The sequence below is a fragment of the Sphingomonas arenae genome (genome assembly GCF_016924655.1).
In the GTDB taxonomy this organism is placed as follows: Bacteria; Pseudomonadota; Alphaproteobacteria; order Sphingomonadales; family Sphingomonadaceae; genus Sphingomicrobium; species Sphingomicrobium arenae.
This window is the reverse complement of record NZ_JAFFJU010000002.1, coordinates 730,612-746,287: the sequence shown is the minus strand read 5'-3', so window position 1 is coordinate 746,287 and position 15,676 is coordinate 730,612. Positions and strand designations below refer to the sequence as shown.

Genomic DNA, 15,676 nt, shown 5'->3' with positions numbered 1-15,676 from the left:
GGAAATCGATTGTGCCTCCGGAACGAACGAACCGACCGTCCGTGCCCAAGGGCCCGACGCGAAAAGCGGGAGGTCCGACCCGGCGCGGTCCGCCCGTCGCCAGAGAGAGCGGACCGCAGCGGATCGCCAAGCTGCTCGCCCGGGCCGGGGTGGCCTCTCGTCGTGACATCGAGCGAATGATTGCGGACGGGCGGATCGCGCTGGACGGCGAGACGGTGACCACTCCGGCGACCCTGCTGGAGACGCTCAAGGGCGTGACGGTCGACGGCCAGCCCGTGGCCAAGCCGGAGCCCGCGCGGTTGTGGCGGTTCTACAAGCCGCCGAGCTGCCTTACGGCCGCCAACGATCCCAAGGGGCGACCGACCATCTATGACAAGCTGCCGCCCGGGCTGCCGCGGGTCATGCCCGTCGGGCGGCTGGACTTCATGACGGAAGGGCTGCTGCTCCTGACCAACGACGGCGAGCTGAAGCGGCAGCTGGAACTGCCGAAGACCGGCGTGGTGCGGCGCTATCGTGCGCGGGCGTTCGGGGACATCAGCCAGGCGCAGCTGGAGGACCTCGCCGAAGGCGTGGCGATTGAAGGTGTTCGCTATGGTTCGATCGATGCCAACCTGGAGCGGCGGACCGGGCGCAACTGCTGGATCGAACTGGCGCTGACCGAAGGTAAGAACCGGGAGGTCCGGCGCGTGCTGGCCTATTTGGGGCTGCAGGTGTCGCGGTTGATCCGAACGCACTACGGCCCGCTGACCGTGGAGGGGCTGGAGCCCGGGCGCGTGGTCGAGGTGGGCCGGGAAGAGTTGTTCCAGTTCCGCCGCACCCTGAAATGAGGATCATCGCCGGCGATTGGCGTGGGCGCAAGCTGATTGCTCCGCCGGGGCTTGGGACGCGGCCGACGGCGGACCGCACGCGTGAGACCTTGTTCTCCATGCTGGTGAGCCGGATCGGCAGCTTCGAGGGTCTGAGGGTGGCGGACCTGTATGCCGGCAGTGGGGCGCTCGGCTTCGAGGCCTTGTCGCGCGGGGCGGCGAGCGTGACGTTCGTCGAGACGGAACAGGGCGCGCGGCGGGGGATCCAGGCGAATGCCGCCAGCCTGGGGGCGAGCGGACGGGTGACGCTGGCAGCCCACTCGGCGGCTGCACTACCCAGGGGCATGCAGTTCGACCTGGTGCTTGCCGATCCGCCTTATGCAACCGGATCGGGCACCGCGGTTGCCGGAGCCGTCGCGGCGGCGGACTGGCTGGCGCCCGGCGGCTGGCTGGCGATCGAGACGGCGCGTGGGGAGGCGGTCGAGGCAGGCCCCTTCGAATTCGAGGCCGAGCGCGACACGGGCCGCGCGCGGCTGACCCTGTTGCGGCGCGGAGCCTAGGCCTCCCCCTTCTTCTTCGCGCTGCCGGTCGTCACTTCCTTGAGCAGCCGGGCACCGATGGCGGCAGCGGCCGCCTTGCCGGCGGACTTGACCGCCCTGGAGGACTTCACGGCGGCGGGATCGTCCTTCCCGGCCTCGGCTATTGCCGCGACGGCCGCGAGCGCACCGACCGCGATCAAGTCCGCCACCAGCGGGTGCTCGGCGATCTTCAGCAGGCCGTCGAGCCCACCATGATGCTTCTCCGACTTGCCCTCGCCGTCGGCCTTCTTGCCCTTCTTCCCTTTCTTGCCTGAATCCTGCTTGCCGCCGGCGATCAGCTCGAGCTTGGGCTCGTCCTGGCTGGCCTTCTTGGCTTTCTTGCTCTTGCTCATCGGGCGCTCCCTGTTGCGATAGCACGGCAGATATCGGGGCGGAGCAAGCGAACGGCAAGTTCAGGGACTGGGGACAGCTTGTGGGGCCGGATTACCCGGAGTGCGGTAGACTGCCGAAAGCTGACGATAGTAGCGCGAGTTCAAGGCGAAGATGGTCGCTATCAGGCCAAGCGCACCGGCGATACTGAAAACAAGGGCCATTCCCCTGGCAGCACCAGTTCCGTACCAGGTGCCGATCGCATCGGCGCCGGCACCGTCCGTCATGAAGGGGATGAAGACGAATTGGGCTAACGGCGCGATCAGGAAGGCGGTGAGGGGAGAGGCGGCCTGCTCGACCGACTGAGCAAAGCCAAAGACGCGCCCCTGGCGTTCGTAAGGCACGACCTTCTGCAGGGTGGTGTGTTCTGCGGCTTCTGCATACGGTCCCAGGAACATCCACAATGCACAGCCGGCGGTGAGCAGGACGATCGATGATTGCACCGTAAAGACGGTCGCAACCAGCCACATGACCAAATTGACCAGCAGCAGCGTTCTGACTGGATTTGTGCCGAGCCCCGTCCTTGAGATGACGATCCCGCTGAGAATGAAGGCGCACGAGACGAAGGCCCACAGCAGCCCCCATTGCTGGACGGGCATGAGCGACAGGCCATAGGCATCCATAAGCGCCATGAAGACTCCGCCCAAGAAGTTGTTGAAGGCGGAGAAGAGGATCAGCGCGAGAAGGCCAGGCACACCGCGGACAAGGCGAAAGGTCCCGATGAGGTCTATGTTGCGGGGCTGGTCATCATGGACGTCTGAACTGGGCTCGTGAATTCGGATCACCAGCAGGTGCGCAAGGGTGAGCAAGGTTGCTGCGATCGCGGCGGCGAGCGTGGCGATCATCCCGCCCGCTGCAACTAGGAAGCCGCTGATCGCCGAGGTCGTTAGGAAGCCAATCCCGGTCACCATCCCGACCAGGCCATTGGCACGGTCGCGTCGCTCCTCAGGGACCAGCGCCGTGACGAGTGTCGGGAGCGCGATGGTGCGGATGTTCCCTGCGATTACCCCGAACATGACCAGCAGGACAAAGCCCCACAAGGCTGGATAGAGCGGGTCCGAGAGTCGGCTTTGTGGGATGACCAGCAGTGCTGCCAACGCTGTCGCGAACAGCGCGAGGGACGCAAGGCTGGAGCCGATCATGGCTGCCTTCTTGGAATGGTGGTCGACCAGGCTGCCGAACCAGATCGCGAAGGCGGCGGTAAGCACAAGGTAGATGCCGGCGATCATGCCGGTGGCGAACACAGACCGGGTCTCAAGGAAAATCCAGAAAGTTATTGCAAACCAGACCGTGAAGTTGGTGATGTTCGCGAGCAAGTTGTTCGCGAGCAGATGGTTGAAGGTCCGCATCCCTCAATCAAGCGAGGATGAGCGGGATTGGCAACCTCGCTCTCAACTCACCCCACACTCACGAAGCTATCGAGCACCCGCTTCCGCCCGGCGTGCTCGAAGTCGATTTCCAGCTTGTTGCCTTCGATGAGGGCGATGGTGCCGTAGCCGAACTTGCCGTGGAAGACGCGCTGGCCAAGACTGAGGTCGCCGCGGCCCTTGTTGCCGAGGGAGACGGCGGAGGCCTTGGCCTCGATCGGGGCTGAGGTGTAGCGGGATAGCGAACCGCTGCCGGTGCTTGTCGGCGCCCGGGACGCGCGGGAGTCCAGGCTGTTCCTGAAATCGGAAGCGGCACGCTGGTAGCCGGGGCCGCGGGTGCTGGCGCGATGGCTTGCCCCGGTGGCGAGATGGGCGAAAGGGTCTTCGCGCTCGCTCCACTGGGCGCGCCAGAGGGACTCGCCGCCGGTCATGGTGGTCTCGGACTCGATATGCTCGTCGGGCAGTTCGCCAACGAAGCGCGACGGGATGCTGCTGGTCCACTGGCCGTAGATGCGGCGGTTGGCGGCGTGGAGGATGGTGGCGCGCTTTCGGGCGCGGGTGATGGCGACGTAAGCGAGGCGGCGTTCCTCCTCCAGGCTGGCGAGGCCGCCTTCGTCCAGCGCGCGCTGTGACGGGAACACGCCTTCCTCCCAACCGGCGAGATAGACGATTGGGAATTCGAGGCCCTTGGCGGCGTGGATGGTCATGATGGTGACCTTGGGCTCGCCGCGGGCCGCGTCATTGTCCATGACGAGGCTGACGTGCTCGAGGAAGGCGCCGAGGTTTTCATATTCCTCCATGGCGCGGGTGAGCTCGGCGAGGTTCTCCAGGCGGCCGGCAGCTTCGGCGGAGCGCTCGGCCTGGAGCATGGCGGTGTAGCCGGATTCCTCGAGGATGAGCTTGGCGAGTTCGGCGTGGGGGGCGGAGCGGTTGCCTTGAGTGAGATCGGCGGCAGTGATGGACAGGCCGGAGCTACTTTCCCTTAGGGGAGAGCCGCGCAGCGGCGGAGGGGTGTCGGCCGCCCCGTTTGTCAGCGGCACCGGCATCTCCCCCAAGGGGGAGTTGCTGCTGCTGAGGTGCATCTCGCGCCAGCGGGCAAAGTCGCCGACGAAGCGGCCGAGACTCCGGCGCGCCTGCGGAGTGAGTTCGTCGCTGTCGAGCATCTGCGCGACGGCGAGCAGGAGCGGCTGGCGGGTGGCTCGCGCGGCGGCGTGGATGCGCTGGACGGCCTTGTCGCCGAGGCCGCGCTTAGGGGTGTTGACGATGCGCTCGAACGCGAGGTCGTCCGCCGGGCTCTGGACGAGGCGGAGATAGGCGAGGGCGTCGCGGATCTCGGCGCGCTCGTAGAAGCGGAAGCCGCCGACGATCTGGTAGGGCAGGCCAATGGCGATGAAGCGCTCTTCCAGCTCACGGGTCTGGAACTGGGCGCGGACCAGGATGGCGATGTCGTCGAGACTGCCACCGGATCGGAGATGTGCCTCGGATTCCTCGCCGATGCGGCGCGCTTCCTCCGGGCCGTCCCAGACGCCGACCACGCGGACCTTGTCGCCGGCGTCGATCTCCGTCCAAAGCGTCTTGCCGAGACGGCCGGAGTTGTTGGCGATGAGGCCCGACGCGGCTCCGAGGATGTGCGGGGTAGAGCGGTAGTTCTGTTCCAGACGAACGATTGTTGCGCCGGGGAAATCTTTTTCGAAACGCAAGATGTTCGCCACTTCCGCGCCGCGCCAGCTATAGATCGACTGGTCGTCGTCGCCCACGCAGCACAGGTTGCGGCGCGGTTCGGCAAGCAGCTTCAGCCACTCGTACTGGACCGCGTTGGTGTCCTGATACTCGTCGACGAGGATGTAGCGGAAGCGCTCGCGGTAGCCCTCGAGCACGTCGGGGTGCTTGCGGAAGATGCTGAGCACGTGGAGTAGAAGGTCGCCGAAGTCGCAGGCGTTGAGCGTGCGCAGGCGCTCCTGATATTGGGCGTAGAGCTCGCCGCCGCGGCCATTGGCGAAGGCTTCCGCCTGGCCGGCGTCGATCATCTCGGGCGTGAGTCCCTTGTTCTTCCAGCCGTCGATGCAGTTCATGAGCTGGCGGGCGGGCCAGCGCTTCTCGTCGAGATTGGCGGCGACGATCAGCTGCTTGAGCAGGCGCAGCTGGTCGTCGGTGTCGAGGATCGTGAAGTTCGACTGCAGCCCGGCGAGTTCGGCGTGGATGCGCAGCATCTTGGCGGCGACGGAGTGGAAGGTGCCGAGCCAGGGCATGCCCTCGACGGCGCCGCCCGTGATGTGGGCGACCCGCTCCTTCATCTCGCGCGCGGCCTTGTTGGTGAAGGTGACGGACAGGATCTGGCTCGGCCAGGCGCGGCGGGTGGCGAGCAGGTGGGCAAGGCGGGCAGTCAGCGCGGCGGTCTTGCCGGTGCCGGCGCCGGCGAGGACCAGCACGGGTCCCTCGGTAGTGAGAACGGCTTGGCGCTGGGGCTCGTTAAGGCCACGGAGGTAGGCGGGCTCGGGTGTGGGCAGGGGCGCGGATTCGGACACTGGGGAGAGGTAGGCGGAGCGGAACGGAACGGCAACAGCGGTAACCCTCTTCTGCGCTCATGCTGAGCTTGTCGAAGCGTTATGAGGCACCCTTCGACAGGCACCCTTCGACAAGCTCAGGACAGGCAGCGTGAGCGGACGCGTGGGTAAGTTCCGCACCCGTAACACTTATGCGCCATATCCCCGTTATCCACAGGGATGACGCTGTCGAATCCGCTTTGCGCGACTCACTTTCGGAGTCATGTTCCAAGGGTGATCGGGGGCAGCGGCCTCCGCCGGAAGGACCGAAAGGAAGCTCTGGCAGGGACCAAAGAACCCGATCTCAGCCGGCAGGCGCTGGAATGGAATCGAACACGCAGCGGGATCCCCAGGTTCTCGAGTGCAGTTGGAGGATTTCCAGAGCACGGCAGGCAAGAGGCGCCGGAAGAGGTGATCATCCTCGAGGCAGCCGAACGGAGGATCGCTTTTCGGAGCGGCTTTGGACGGCAGCCAAGAGTGGTCATCCCAAGAAGGGCCGCATGAACAGGCGAAGGTGGACTTGAAGTGATCGCAAGATCGCGGATGCCACGGCCGGGAAGATGGGAGCGGGCTTGAGGTTCTTCGGAGCCGAGAGCAAGCAAGCATCGGACAGGCAGCCGGAGCAGGAAGGCAGGGCTTTCGGGCCAGGCCGGACGGCAAAGGCAGAGCCGGGGAGAGGCGGAAGGTCTTCGGACCGAAAGCTGCGAACCGGGGAAGGGCTCTCCCAAAAGGAGAGCAGCCATCGACTGGGACGCGGAAGCCTGAGCTGGTGAGCCAGGATCTGGACGATAAGGGTTCGCAAGAGCCCGGACGAAAGGAACACCGGCGGACCCAAGTCTCGGCGCAGTGGGGGCTGGCAGCGATGCCGGCCCCCATTTCGCGTTTGGGCTCGGTGGCGGTGTGCAACGCCGGTTTGGGCCGCCCGCCCTACTCCCCCTCGCTCATCCGCCGAAGCGCGACTTTCTTCGCCACGATCTCCACGGCTAGTGTCAGGGTGCGGTGCATTTCCTCTCCCTCTCGGAAGTCGGGCGGCGCAAGGTTCTCCACGCGCGCGGCGTCGAACATGTGTTCGCGCGCTTGCCACGGCTGGCCGTGTTCCGACGCATTGACGGCGATCGCGATGCCACCCGCGTCGTGAAGGAGATTGAAGGCATCGATGTCGCTGCCGCCGTCGCCGACGTAGATCATCTGGTCGAGCGGCACGTGCCATTCCTCCAGCGGCTTATCCTTGTGGACGTCCTGCGGCTCGTTCGCGCCCGCTATGTCGAGGCCCTTCGCCAGCGCCAGGAGATAGCGCGCCTTTTCCGAGTGGATGATGGTGCGCTTGATGGTTTGCAGCTTTCCATTTTCCCCGAAATGCATGGACGAGCCCAGGATGTTGTCGAACAGGCCGGCGATCGGGCTGGCGCAGATGATGTCGACGAAGCCGGAGGAGACGACGTAGATCATGACCTCCGCGCCGCCGCTCGCTTCCTCGCCCAGGCAGCGGAGCGCGGGCAGCGCGTCGGGAACGCCGGGGAAGGGCTCGAGTGAACGGCCGACCTCCTCGACGAGGTCGCGAGTGATCTCCAGGCCCTTGTCTCGCGCGTGATCGGCGATGAGCGCCCCTTTGGCCAGGATCTCGTCCCAGCCATGGTCCATCATCGGCTGAAGCTGCTCCTTGCGCCAGCGCTGGCTGTCTTCAACGCCGAGGCGGGCCAGCAATTTCTCAAACGATCCTTCCGAGAGGGTGCGATCGAAGTCGAAGCAGAGGGCGATACGATTGATGAAGCCGCGAGTGGCGCTGGCGCTGCTTTTCGGCATGGTGGTACTTCCGTCACTAGCAAGCGCGAGGCGAGGCGCGTTGGTTCCCTTGCCGGGAGCACGACCGGAGGGCAGACGTGCAGCGGGCAGCAGAGGCGCGGGAGGGTCAGGTGAGCCGTTTCTTTGAAGAGGTATCGACCCGCGTCGCGGCCGCGGCAGGCCGGCCATGGGCCTTCGTGCTCGCGTTCGGGATCATCCTAGTGTGGGCGATTTCCGGCCCGCTCTTCGGCTGGTCCGACACGTGGCAGCTGGTGATCAACACCGGCACGACCATTGTTACCTTCCTGATGGTCTTCCTGATCCAGAATGCGCAGAACCGGGACGCATCCGCCATCCAGGCCAAGCTCGACGAGCTGATCCGCGCGACCCGGGAGGCGCGCAACGAATTCATCGGGGTGGAGCACCTCAGCGAGGCCGAGCTGATCCGACTGCTCGAGGTGATCGAAGCCGTAGCGGGCGACGCATCCAAGCGGCACCAGGCGATCGAACGACTGATCTCTCGGCGATAAGAAAAGGGCGACGGCATCGCTGCCGCCGCCCTCCCTCGACACGCCGATGGCGTTGATCAGTCAAGCATGCTTGCCGGCACCTTGCCGCCGTTCGCCGCCAGCTGCTTCATCGTGGCCTTGTGGAGCCAGATGTTCATCTCGGCGCTGCCGTTGAGCTCACCGTCGTAGCCAAGCTCGCGAGCGAGCTCCTTGCGGTTGTCGAGGCTGGAATCGATGCCGAGCAGCTTCATCAGGTCGACGATCGAGGTCTTGTAGTTGAGGTTCGGATTGCCTTTCTGCTGGGCGATCTGGCTCAAGGCCTGCTCGACGTCGACTTGCTGCTGCTGCTGAGGCTGAGCGGCGGCGACTCCGCCTTGTTGCTGCCCTTGCGGGTGCTGCTGCGGCTGGCCTGGCGGCAGCGGCGGACCGCCCGCCATCCCGGCCGGGATCGTGGGTCGGTTGCCCGGGCCTGGATCCTTGTGGCCGAAGATGGCGCCCTTGATCTTGTCGAAGATACCCATTGGTCGGCTCAGACCTCCAGGCCGTGCTTGATGTCGCGCACGCGGTCATGGCCGCGGCGGACGGACTGGTAGGCGTGCTCGATCACGGAGCGGACCTGCGGATCGGAGTCGCTGTTGAGGGCAGTCTCGAACTTGTCCTTTAGATAGTCCTCGCCGCGCTCGACCTCGTTGATGATAGCCTTGTCGTCCCGGCCGGTGATGGCGGCTTTCAGGTCCATGAAGCGCTGGTGGGTCTTGCCGAGGAAGCTGCCGTCGTCAGGCGGGTTGCCGCCCAGCCGCCGGATCTCGGAGCGGAGGTCTTCGGCGATCTGGCTGCGCTCGTCCGCCATCTCGCGGAACAGCTGCTGGAACTGGTGACCCTCGGCGTCGGCGGCGGCGTCGCGATAGCCGTTCACGCTGTCGATGAGGGTGCTGGTCAGCGTCTCGAGCGTGGCTACGTTGGAATCTGCCATTCGTTTTCTCCTGTGATGAGGGAATCTCGCAGGCGTCAACGCGCGACAGCCCAAGCGGTTCGCCAGATCGGGGCATTTGCGCCCAAGTGACCGCCGCCGGCGGCAGGTGTGCTCCTTGTGGCGCCGAGGATCGGCTGGCAGACTATGGCGATGTTCAGCGTACTCCTCTTCGGCACAGTGGCGTCGGGCGCCATTCTCCAGCCCTCCGGTCAGTGGAACGTGGATTTCGCCGAGACCCAGTGCGCGGCGGCTCGCGATTTCGGAGAGGGCAAGGGGGCAACGACCCTGGCCTTGCGCCAGTCACCCTTCAACGATGTCACGCACCTGTTCCTCTTCCGGGCGGGCAAGTCGGACCAGATCGCCGATCAACTGCCGGCCGATCTCAGGATCGGCGCCGGAGCGCGGGAAGAGACCTACCTTCTGCGGTACGGTGCGCCGGCGAAGAGCGGACCGAGGATCGTCCATCGCCTCAGCCTCAGCCCCGAGCAGATGAGCAGGCTTGCGACGGCAACGCGGGTGGAGGTGAAGTCAGGCGGTCTGGAGGTCGCCTTCGGTCTTCGCCAGATGGACGGCATCGCCAAGCTGCTGGACGAGTGCACGCGCGATCTGCGGACCTACTGGAACATGGGCGAGTCGAGCTCGGTGGTGGCAGTGCCGCCCCAGCCGGTGAAGGATGTGCGCACGCTCTATACCGCCGCCGATTACCCGGCCGACGCCCAGCAACTCCGGCTGGAAGGAACCGTGCAGGTCATGCTGCTGATCGACGAAACGGGGAAGACGCGCTCCTGCGAGGTGATCAAGCGCGAGGGTGCCCCCGTATTCGAGGCCATGGCGTGTCAGGTGCTGATCGAGCGCGCCAGGTTCACGCCGGCCAAGGATATCCGCGGCAAGGCGCTGCGTTCGACCTACATGTCCCCGACCATCAGATTCGTACTGGGGTAGCGCTCAGATCCCGGGAAGCCTTGCCGCGATCGGTGCCCAGACATCGAGCGCCATCAGCACGGATGGAAGGATCTGCGTGACCGCCGCAAGGCTGAATCCGGTCCAGGTCGCGGGGTGGATCCGCCCCAGACTCCGGCGATCCCATAGGAACAGCGGCACGAACAGCAGCAGCCCCAGGATCATCTGGACGGTGAAGCCGGCAAGGGATGGCGGTGCGAGAGGCAGACGACCGATTGCCGGTCCCGCGACGGTCAGGATGGCGGCCGAGAGCATCGCGCGCTTGTGCCACTGTGCGTCCCGGCGTCGGCTCCAGCCGAGCCAGAGAAGCAGGGCGAACGGCACAATGCCGGCGATCGGCACGATGCTCCAGCTCAGCGGGTCGGTGAACGGCGGCTGGTTGGCGCGAGCGACCTGCCAGACGGCGGTCAGATACATGATCGGGATTAGGGCGGCGGCGAACGCCATGCCCGCCAAGCCGAGCTTCATGTGCAGGTCCCGGCGGTTGGCAGCGATCAGCTGCGTTTGCGCGACCACCAGCAGCATCCAGGCGGTGAAAACCAGTCCGTGGAGCATGACCGCTGGCGGCAGGGTTGGGTTCGGTCGCGGAAAGCTGACATAGCCGCGCAGGTAGAAGCTCGGTGCAAAGCCGATGAAGACGACCGCCGCCAGGAACAGCGCCATGCGCGTGTAGAATCGACGTTCACGCGTGACGCGCTCGAGCGGAGACAATGCAAGTGTGGCCATGACCTTCCCCCAAAAAGGCTGGTTCCGCCTGCATAGCGGCTTTTCAGGATTTCGCGAAGCGGGGGCCAGATGGCTGCTCTCCGCAACTTCACGTAGTGCACCGGCACACGCTATCGTGGCTTCAAGAAGCTTGATTTACGGAGAATGATCATGCGGATGACGTGGCAGCTACTGGTCGCGGCGGCAATCGTAACTGGAACCCCGGTCGGAGCGGCGGCTGCCCCGGCTCGGGTGGAGCAGGCGGTCGCCGCAACCGGGCAGCGGTCGGCGGACAACGTTGCACTGGACGCATCACGCAAGCCGGCGGAACTGCTGCAGTTCTTCGGGCTGCGGCGCGGCTCCAAGGTGGCCGACATGTTCGGGGCGAACGGCTATTGGGCCGAGATCATCGCGCCGGCGATCGGATCACGCGGACGCGTGACAGTGTGGCAGCCGACGCAGTTCCTCGACAACGAGCGGCGCGCCCGCTTTGCGTCGGGGGCGGGGAGGAACGGCAATGTGGTGCTGATCTCCAGCCCGTTCGAAGCGCCGGATCTGCCTCCAGCCGCGTTCGACTTCATGCTGATCAATCTCGACTACCATGACGTCTATTGGGAGAATGCCGAGCGTGGCATTCCGCGCATGGACCCGCAGGCCTGGCTCGCCCGGCTCCACTCGGCAATCAAACCGGGTGGAGTGATCGGGGTGGTCGACCACGTCGCCACGACCGGCAGCGAGCCGCGAGAGAGCGTGGAGAAGCTGCACCGGATCGATCCGGCGATCGTTCGGGCGGATTTCGAGCGCGCGGGCTTCGTCCTGGAAGGGACGAGCGACCTGCTCGCCAATCCTGCGGACGATCATAGCAAGACCGTGTTCGACAAAGCGGTGCGGGGCAAGACGGATCGCTTCGTGATGAAGTTCCGCAAGCCGAAGGCGTGAGGCGGGCTCCCCAGGGCGGACCGCGCAAGTAACCAGAAAACCCGGTTGCCGCCCACGGAGCGGCCTGTAGACACGCTCCTGCAGTCACATTGACACAGGAGCGTCGCTTGGAAGGTCGGGAATCACGGAAGGGCGGACGCAATTCGGCGCTGCTGGTGCTCGGCGCGCTGGTGGCCGGCCTCCTACTCGGCGCGTTGGTGGGGGCAAGCAGTCCCGGCTGGCGGGAGCCGCTGGTCACGGCGGCGTCCCTGGTCGGCGGGCTGTGGCTCGATGCGCTCAAGATGACGGTCATTCCGTTGATCGTCGCGCTGCTGGTGGTCGGGATCGTCGGGGGAGCGGACGCCGCGCGCGCGGGCGGCCTCGCCACTAAGGCCGTGCTGTGGTTCGTCGGCTTCTACATTTTCTCCGCGCTGTTCGGCGCAACCATGATGCCGGCGCTCCTGTCCCTGTTCCCCTTGCCGGACTCCGCTGCCGAGGCCTTGCGAGCCGGGCTCGCGGGCGTCGACCAGTCCGTCACCCAGGCAGCAGTTCCGGGCGTCGCGGACTTCTTCAAGTCGATCGTGCCCACCAACGTGATCGGAGCCGCGGCGAACGACCAGATCCTTCCGCTGGTGTTCTTCACGGTGATCTTCGCCTTCGCGCTGGCGCGGGTGGACCTGGCCAAGCGGGCCAATGCGCTCGGCTTCTTCGAAGCCGTGTCGGAAGCGATGCTGCTGGTCATTGGATGGGTGCTGTGGCTGGCGCCCATCGGCGTGTTCGCCCTGGCGTTCACCGTCGGCGCGGGAGCGGGTGGCTCGGCGCTCGGGGCAGTCGCCCACTATGTGGTGCTCATTTCCAGCCTCGGACTCGTCCTAACTGCGCTGGGCTGGGTCATCGCCGTGGTGGTGGCTCGCTACAAGGCGGGAGAGTTCACAAGGGCCATGGCCGAGCCCTGCGCGGTCGCCATTTCGACCCGCTCGTCGCTGGCGTCCCTACCTGCGATGCTGGCCGCCGCCGCCCGCCTCGGCATCGACGAGCGCAAGGCGGACGTGGTGTTGCCGATGGCCGTGGCGCTGTTCCGTGCGACGGGGCCGGCCATGAACATCGGGGTGGCCTTCTACGTGGCGCACTGGATGGGGGTGACGGTCACGCCGGTCGGCTTTGCCGCGGGGGTTGCGGTCGCGGCCATGGCCTCGATCGGTGCGGTCAGCTTGCCGGGACAGATCAGCTTTGTGACTTCGATCGCGCCGATCTCGCTTGCAATGGGCGTCCCGATCGAGCCGCTCGCCCTCTTGATCGCCGTCGAGACCATCCCCGACATCTTCCGCACCTTGGGCAACGTGGTGCTCGACGTCGCCGTGACGGGCGCGGTGACGCGGGAGAGCCCCGACGTCAGAACCGCCGAAGGCTGACAGCGAACAGCAAGCTGGATCAAGAAAGCCGCCGTTCGTCGATTCGGCGGCAGACAAAGAGCGTTCGTCGGCGAGTCTGCACGGCTGCCGACGCAATCAACATCCCGGTCGAGGGGGCCGCGACGGCGACGGGCGGTTGCCCTACCCCGATGACTGCGGCGCGAGGGCAGGACCTTCTTCTCCCGAGGAAGGGCTCGCGCCGCAACCTTTCGAAGAAGGACAGGGAAAGATGAAATACGTTCTGGTCATCGCCGCCATCGCGGCGTCAACGACGCTGCTGGCTCCGACGGTCGCCAGCGCGCAGGACACCGATCAGCTTAGCGCGAGCGTGTCGCATCGCGACCTCAACCTGAGCATCGCCAAGGGGCAGCAGCGGCTTCAGAAGCGCGTCGCTTCGGCTGTTCGCGAGATGTGTGCCGACAACGCGGTCCGTGGGGCAGCCCGGCAATCCGAGGTCCGGGAATGCGTCGCAGCCGCGAACGCGGCAGCCGACGGGCAGGTCCGGCAGGCCATGGCCGATCGGCAGGTCAAGCTCGCTGCCCGGCAGTAAGGTCAGGGACTGCCGGCGGGCTCCCCAGCTCCGGCAGTCCAGGGTTCGCTCTCTGGCGAGCTCTAACGCCCTGCGATCGCCCGGACGTTTTCGGCATAGAGTCGGCCCACCGGCTGCTCCCCGCCGTCAGCGAGCCGGGCGATCCAGCGTCCGGAAGGGTTGCGCTGGAAACCCGTGATGAAGTCCCGCCGGACGATGGCCGATCGGTGCAGTCGAACGAACAGCGCGGGATCAAGACCGTCTTCCAGAGCGCTCATGCTGTGATGGATCAGCCAGCTGCGCGTGCCGACGTGCAGACGCATGTAATCGCGCTCCGCTGAGATTCGATCGATGTCGCGGGCCGCGATCCTCACTAGCCCGCTCAAGTCCGTGGCCCAGAACTCGTCGAGGTAGCGCGAGACTGGCTGGACCGGCCCCGCCTCCGTGGCACTGCGCGTCTGGATATGCTGTCGGGCCCGAGACAGCGCGCGCTCCAGCCGACTGCTGTCTACCGGCTTCATCAGGTAATCGACGGCTTCAACCTCAAAGGCCGCGACTGCGAATTGGTCGAAGGCCGTGACGAACACCACTGCGGGCGCAGGGCGGCGCCCCGTCAAGGCGCGGGCCACATCGATTCCGTCAAGGCCTGGCATCGCCACGTCAAGGAGCAGAAGGTCGGGCTGAAGCGCCTCCGCCATGCGGACTGCGGCTTCGCCGTCCGCGGCCGTGCCGACGAGGTCCACGCCGTCAACGCGGGCCAGCAGCAACTGGAGCCGCTCGGTTGCGAGCGGCTCGTCGTCTACCACCAGCACTTTCAAGGGCGCGTCACCCATCAGCGCGGGTCACCGGCAGGGTGATGACCACTCGAAATCCTCCATCCGCTATTGCTCCGAAGCTGCAGCTTGCAGCGCGGCCGAAGCGGGCGTCAAGACGCTGGCAGACGTTCACCAGGCCAACCTTCGTCCCGTCCGGCTGGGAACGCTGGCGCGGTGGCTTGGAGTCGGGATGACCAGTGTTGGTGACTTCGATTTCGAGCCGCCCCGCTTGCTCCCGCGCGGCGATCCGCAGCGTGATTTTCTCCCGCGTCGCCGAGACGCCGTACTTGATCGCATTCTCCACGATTGGCTGGAGGATGAGCGCCGGAAGGCGCGCGTTTGCAACCCCCTTGGGAACGTCGATCTCGACCTTCAGCCTGCGTGGGAACCGGGTCTTCTCGATATCGAGATACAGGCGTTGAAGCTCGATCTCCTCCGCCAGGGTCACGTCCGCCTGAGGGTCGAGGCTGAGGCTGGTGCGGAAGAAGGTCGAAAGCTTGAGGATCATTGATTCCGCTTCCTCCGGCCGGCCCGACATGACAAGGGAGGAGAGACTGTTCAAAGTGTTGAACAGGAAGTGCGGATTGACCTGGTAGCGCAGCGCACGGACCTGGGCCTCCTGCGCTGCGCTCTCCGCCGCAGCGGCGCGGCGTTGCAATGCCAAGGTCTGCGCCTGACTGACCGCAGCCAGGTAGAAGGCCGACCAGGCGCCGAAGAAGAAGAGCCATACGACGGCAGCGTCGGCCGCGATGCGGAACTGCTCCCACTGCCGCAGCTCGCGCACCTTCGGCATGGTCAGGACCAGCGGCTCGGCGGCGCTGCGCTCGATCCGGATCTGCTCGCCCTTCTGGATGACGACAAAGCCTTCGCGGGCCTGATAGCGGAACTCTTCCTTGGACTCGCGCATGTGATTTTCGGCGAGAACAAGCATGCTGGCCATGAGGCAGGCCGCGAGTACCGATGCCCCGCCGGCGACCAGCGACTTGCGCCGCAGTGGGGCAGAGGCCGGGACCAGTTTGATCAGGATGTAGGTCAGCCCCGTCAGGAGGATGCCGACCACCAGTGTCAGCACTTTGTTCTGCAGGATCGTCAGGGGGTCGCTGCCAAGCAGAGCGCGGGCGAGCACGGTCAGGGCGTAGACCGCCCAGAAACCCAGGATCGACTTCAGCGCCAGCGGCCAGTCCGCGAACCGTCCGGCACGGGCCACCGTGCGCGCGTCCAGTTGCGCTTCGGTGTCGGAAAGCATGTTCATCCGCGGTTTATGAAGCTTAACGCGGTCCGGACGCAATCTCCGCTTCTCCAATTGGCAGAAGGAAGCGAACCGCCTGTCGAAAGCGAAGCGGTGGCAACTTCGGGGGAAGCGGTTCGTTTCGGGGGCAAGGAGCATTT

Annotated in this window: 16 protein-coding genes; 7 read left to right on the top strand and 9 right to left on the bottom strand. The window is 65.9% G+C overall.

Annotated elements, in window-relative coordinates:
- The first annotated feature begins 41 nt into the window (after window positions 1-41).
- Both JT720_RS09830 and rsmD read left to right on the top strand, forming a co-directional pair.
- Entirely contained in the window at window positions 42-827 is a 786-nt protein-coding gene (locus JT720_RS09830) for a pseudouridine synthase (RefSeq protein WP_336511986.1), read from the top strand.
- Window positions 824-1,366: a 16S rRNA (guanine(966)-N(2))-methyltransferase RsmD gene (rsmD, locus tag JT720_RS09825; RefSeq protein WP_205481088.1), complete on the top strand. Its 543-nt coding sequence runs from the start codon at window positions 824-826 to the stop codon at window positions 1,364-1,366. The genes JT720_RS09830 and rsmD overlap by 4 nt, the downstream gene beginning before the upstream one ends.
- Here rsmD and JT720_RS09820 read toward each other — a convergent pair.
- The 4 genes from JT720_RS09820 to JT720_RS09805 form a co-directional block, all read right to left on the bottom strand.
- Entirely contained in the window at window positions 1,363-1,737 is a 375-nt protein-coding gene (locus tag JT720_RS09820; RefSeq protein ID WP_205481087.1) for a hypothetical protein, read from the bottom strand. The genes rsmD and JT720_RS09820 overlap by 4 nt on opposite strands.
- A gap of 60 nt (window positions 1,738-1,797) precedes the next feature.
- Window positions 1,798-3,123: an MFS transporter gene (locus tag JT720_RS09815; RefSeq protein ID WP_205481086.1), complete on the bottom strand. Its 1,326-nt coding sequence runs from the start codon at window positions 3,121-3,123 to the stop codon at window positions 1,798-1,800.
- 47 nt (window positions 3,124-3,170) lie between these two features.
- Window positions 3,171-5,666 carry a UvrD-helicase domain-containing protein gene (locus tag JT720_RS09810; RefSeq protein ID WP_205481085.1) on the bottom strand — a complete coding sequence of 832 codons (2,496 nt, stop codon included), beginning with the start codon at window positions 5,664-5,666 and terminating at the stop codon, window positions 3,171-3,173.
- Between the two features lie 945 nt (window positions 5,667-6,611).
- On the bottom strand, window positions 6,612-7,487 hold the full coding sequence (locus JT720_RS09805; protein WP_205481084.1) for an HAD family hydrolase: 876 nt from the start codon (window positions 7,485-7,487) through the stop codon (window positions 6,612-6,614).
- 110 nt (window positions 7,488-7,597) lie between these two features.
- Between JT720_RS09805 and JT720_RS09800 the strand changes: the two genes are divergently transcribed.
- The gene (locus tag JT720_RS09800) at window positions 7,598-7,996 is read left to right on the top strand and encodes a low affinity iron permease family protein (protein WP_205481083.1); all 399 of its coding nucleotides are present in this window, start codon (window positions 7,598-7,600) and stop codon (window positions 7,994-7,996) included.
- A 56-nt stretch (window positions 7,997-8,052) separates the two neighbouring features.
- Here the strand turns inward: JT720_RS09800 and JT720_RS09795 are convergent, their stop codons facing one another.
- Together JT720_RS09795 and JT720_RS09790 are read right to left on the bottom strand one after the other, a co-directional pair.
- The gene (locus JT720_RS09795) at window positions 8,053-8,496 is read right to left on the bottom strand and encodes a DUF3597 domain-containing protein (protein WP_205481082.1); all 444 of its coding nucleotides are present in this window, start codon (window positions 8,494-8,496) and stop codon (window positions 8,053-8,055) included.
- An 8-nt stretch (window positions 8,497-8,504) separates the two neighbouring features.
- The gene (locus tag JT720_RS09790) at window positions 8,505-8,948 is read right to left on the bottom strand and encodes a ferritin-like domain-containing protein (protein WP_205481081.1); all 444 of its coding nucleotides are present in this window, start codon (window positions 8,946-8,948) and stop codon (window positions 8,505-8,507) included.
- A gap of 150 nt (window positions 8,949-9,098) precedes the next feature.
- On the opposite strand from JT720_RS09790, the gene JT720_RS09785 reads away from it, so the two are divergent.
- A complete protein-coding gene (locus JT720_RS09785; protein WP_205481080.1) occupies window positions 9,099-9,890 on the top strand; it encodes an energy transducer TonB in 792 nt (263 codons plus the stop codon).
- 3 nt (window positions 9,891-9,893) lie between these two features.
- Here the strand turns inward: JT720_RS09785 and JT720_RS09780 are convergent, their stop codons facing one another.
- Complete coding sequence (locus JT720_RS09780; protein ID WP_205481079.1) at window positions 9,894-10,634, bottom strand: hypothetical protein; 741 nt, start codon at window positions 10,632-10,634, stop codon at window positions 9,894-9,896.
- A 144-nt stretch (window positions 10,635-10,778) separates the two neighbouring features.
- On the opposite strand from JT720_RS09780, the gene JT720_RS09775 reads away from it, so the two are divergent.
- The 3 genes from JT720_RS09775 (at window position 10,779) to JT720_RS09765 (ending at window position 13,493) form a co-directional block, all read left to right on the top strand.
- Window positions 10,779-11,552: a class I SAM-dependent methyltransferase gene (locus JT720_RS09775; protein ID WP_237219813.1), complete on the top strand. Its 774-nt coding sequence runs from the start codon at window positions 10,779-10,781 to the stop codon at window positions 11,550-11,552.
- A gap of 107 nt (window positions 11,553-11,659) precedes the next feature.
- Window positions 11,660-12,943, top strand: a complete 1,284-nt coding sequence (locus JT720_RS09770; protein ID WP_205481078.1) for a dicarboxylate/amino acid:cation symporter — start codon at window positions 11,660-11,662, stop codon at window positions 12,941-12,943.
- 229 nt (window positions 12,944-13,172) lie between these two features.
- A complete protein-coding gene (locus JT720_RS09765) occupies window positions 13,173-13,493 on the top strand; it encodes a UrcA family protein (RefSeq protein WP_205481077.1) in 321 nt (106 codons plus the stop codon).
- Between the two features lie 62 nt (window positions 13,494-13,555).
- Here JT720_RS09765 and JT720_RS09760 read toward each other — a convergent pair whose 3' ends face one another.
- Both JT720_RS09760 and JT720_RS09755 read right to left on the bottom strand, forming a co-directional pair.
- A complete protein-coding gene (locus JT720_RS09760; protein WP_205481076.1) occupies window positions 13,556-14,305 on the bottom strand; it encodes a LytR/AlgR family response regulator transcription factor in 750 nt (249 codons plus the stop codon).
- Window positions 14,298-15,539 (bottom strand): sensor histidine kinase, encoded by a 1,242-nt coding sequence (locus JT720_RS09755; RefSeq protein WP_237219814.1) that lies wholly within the window; start codon window positions 15,537-15,539, stop codon window positions 14,298-14,300. Before JT720_RS09755 ends, JT720_RS09760 begins: the two co-directional genes overlap by 8 nt.
- Window positions 15,540-15,676 lie beyond the last annotated feature (137 nt).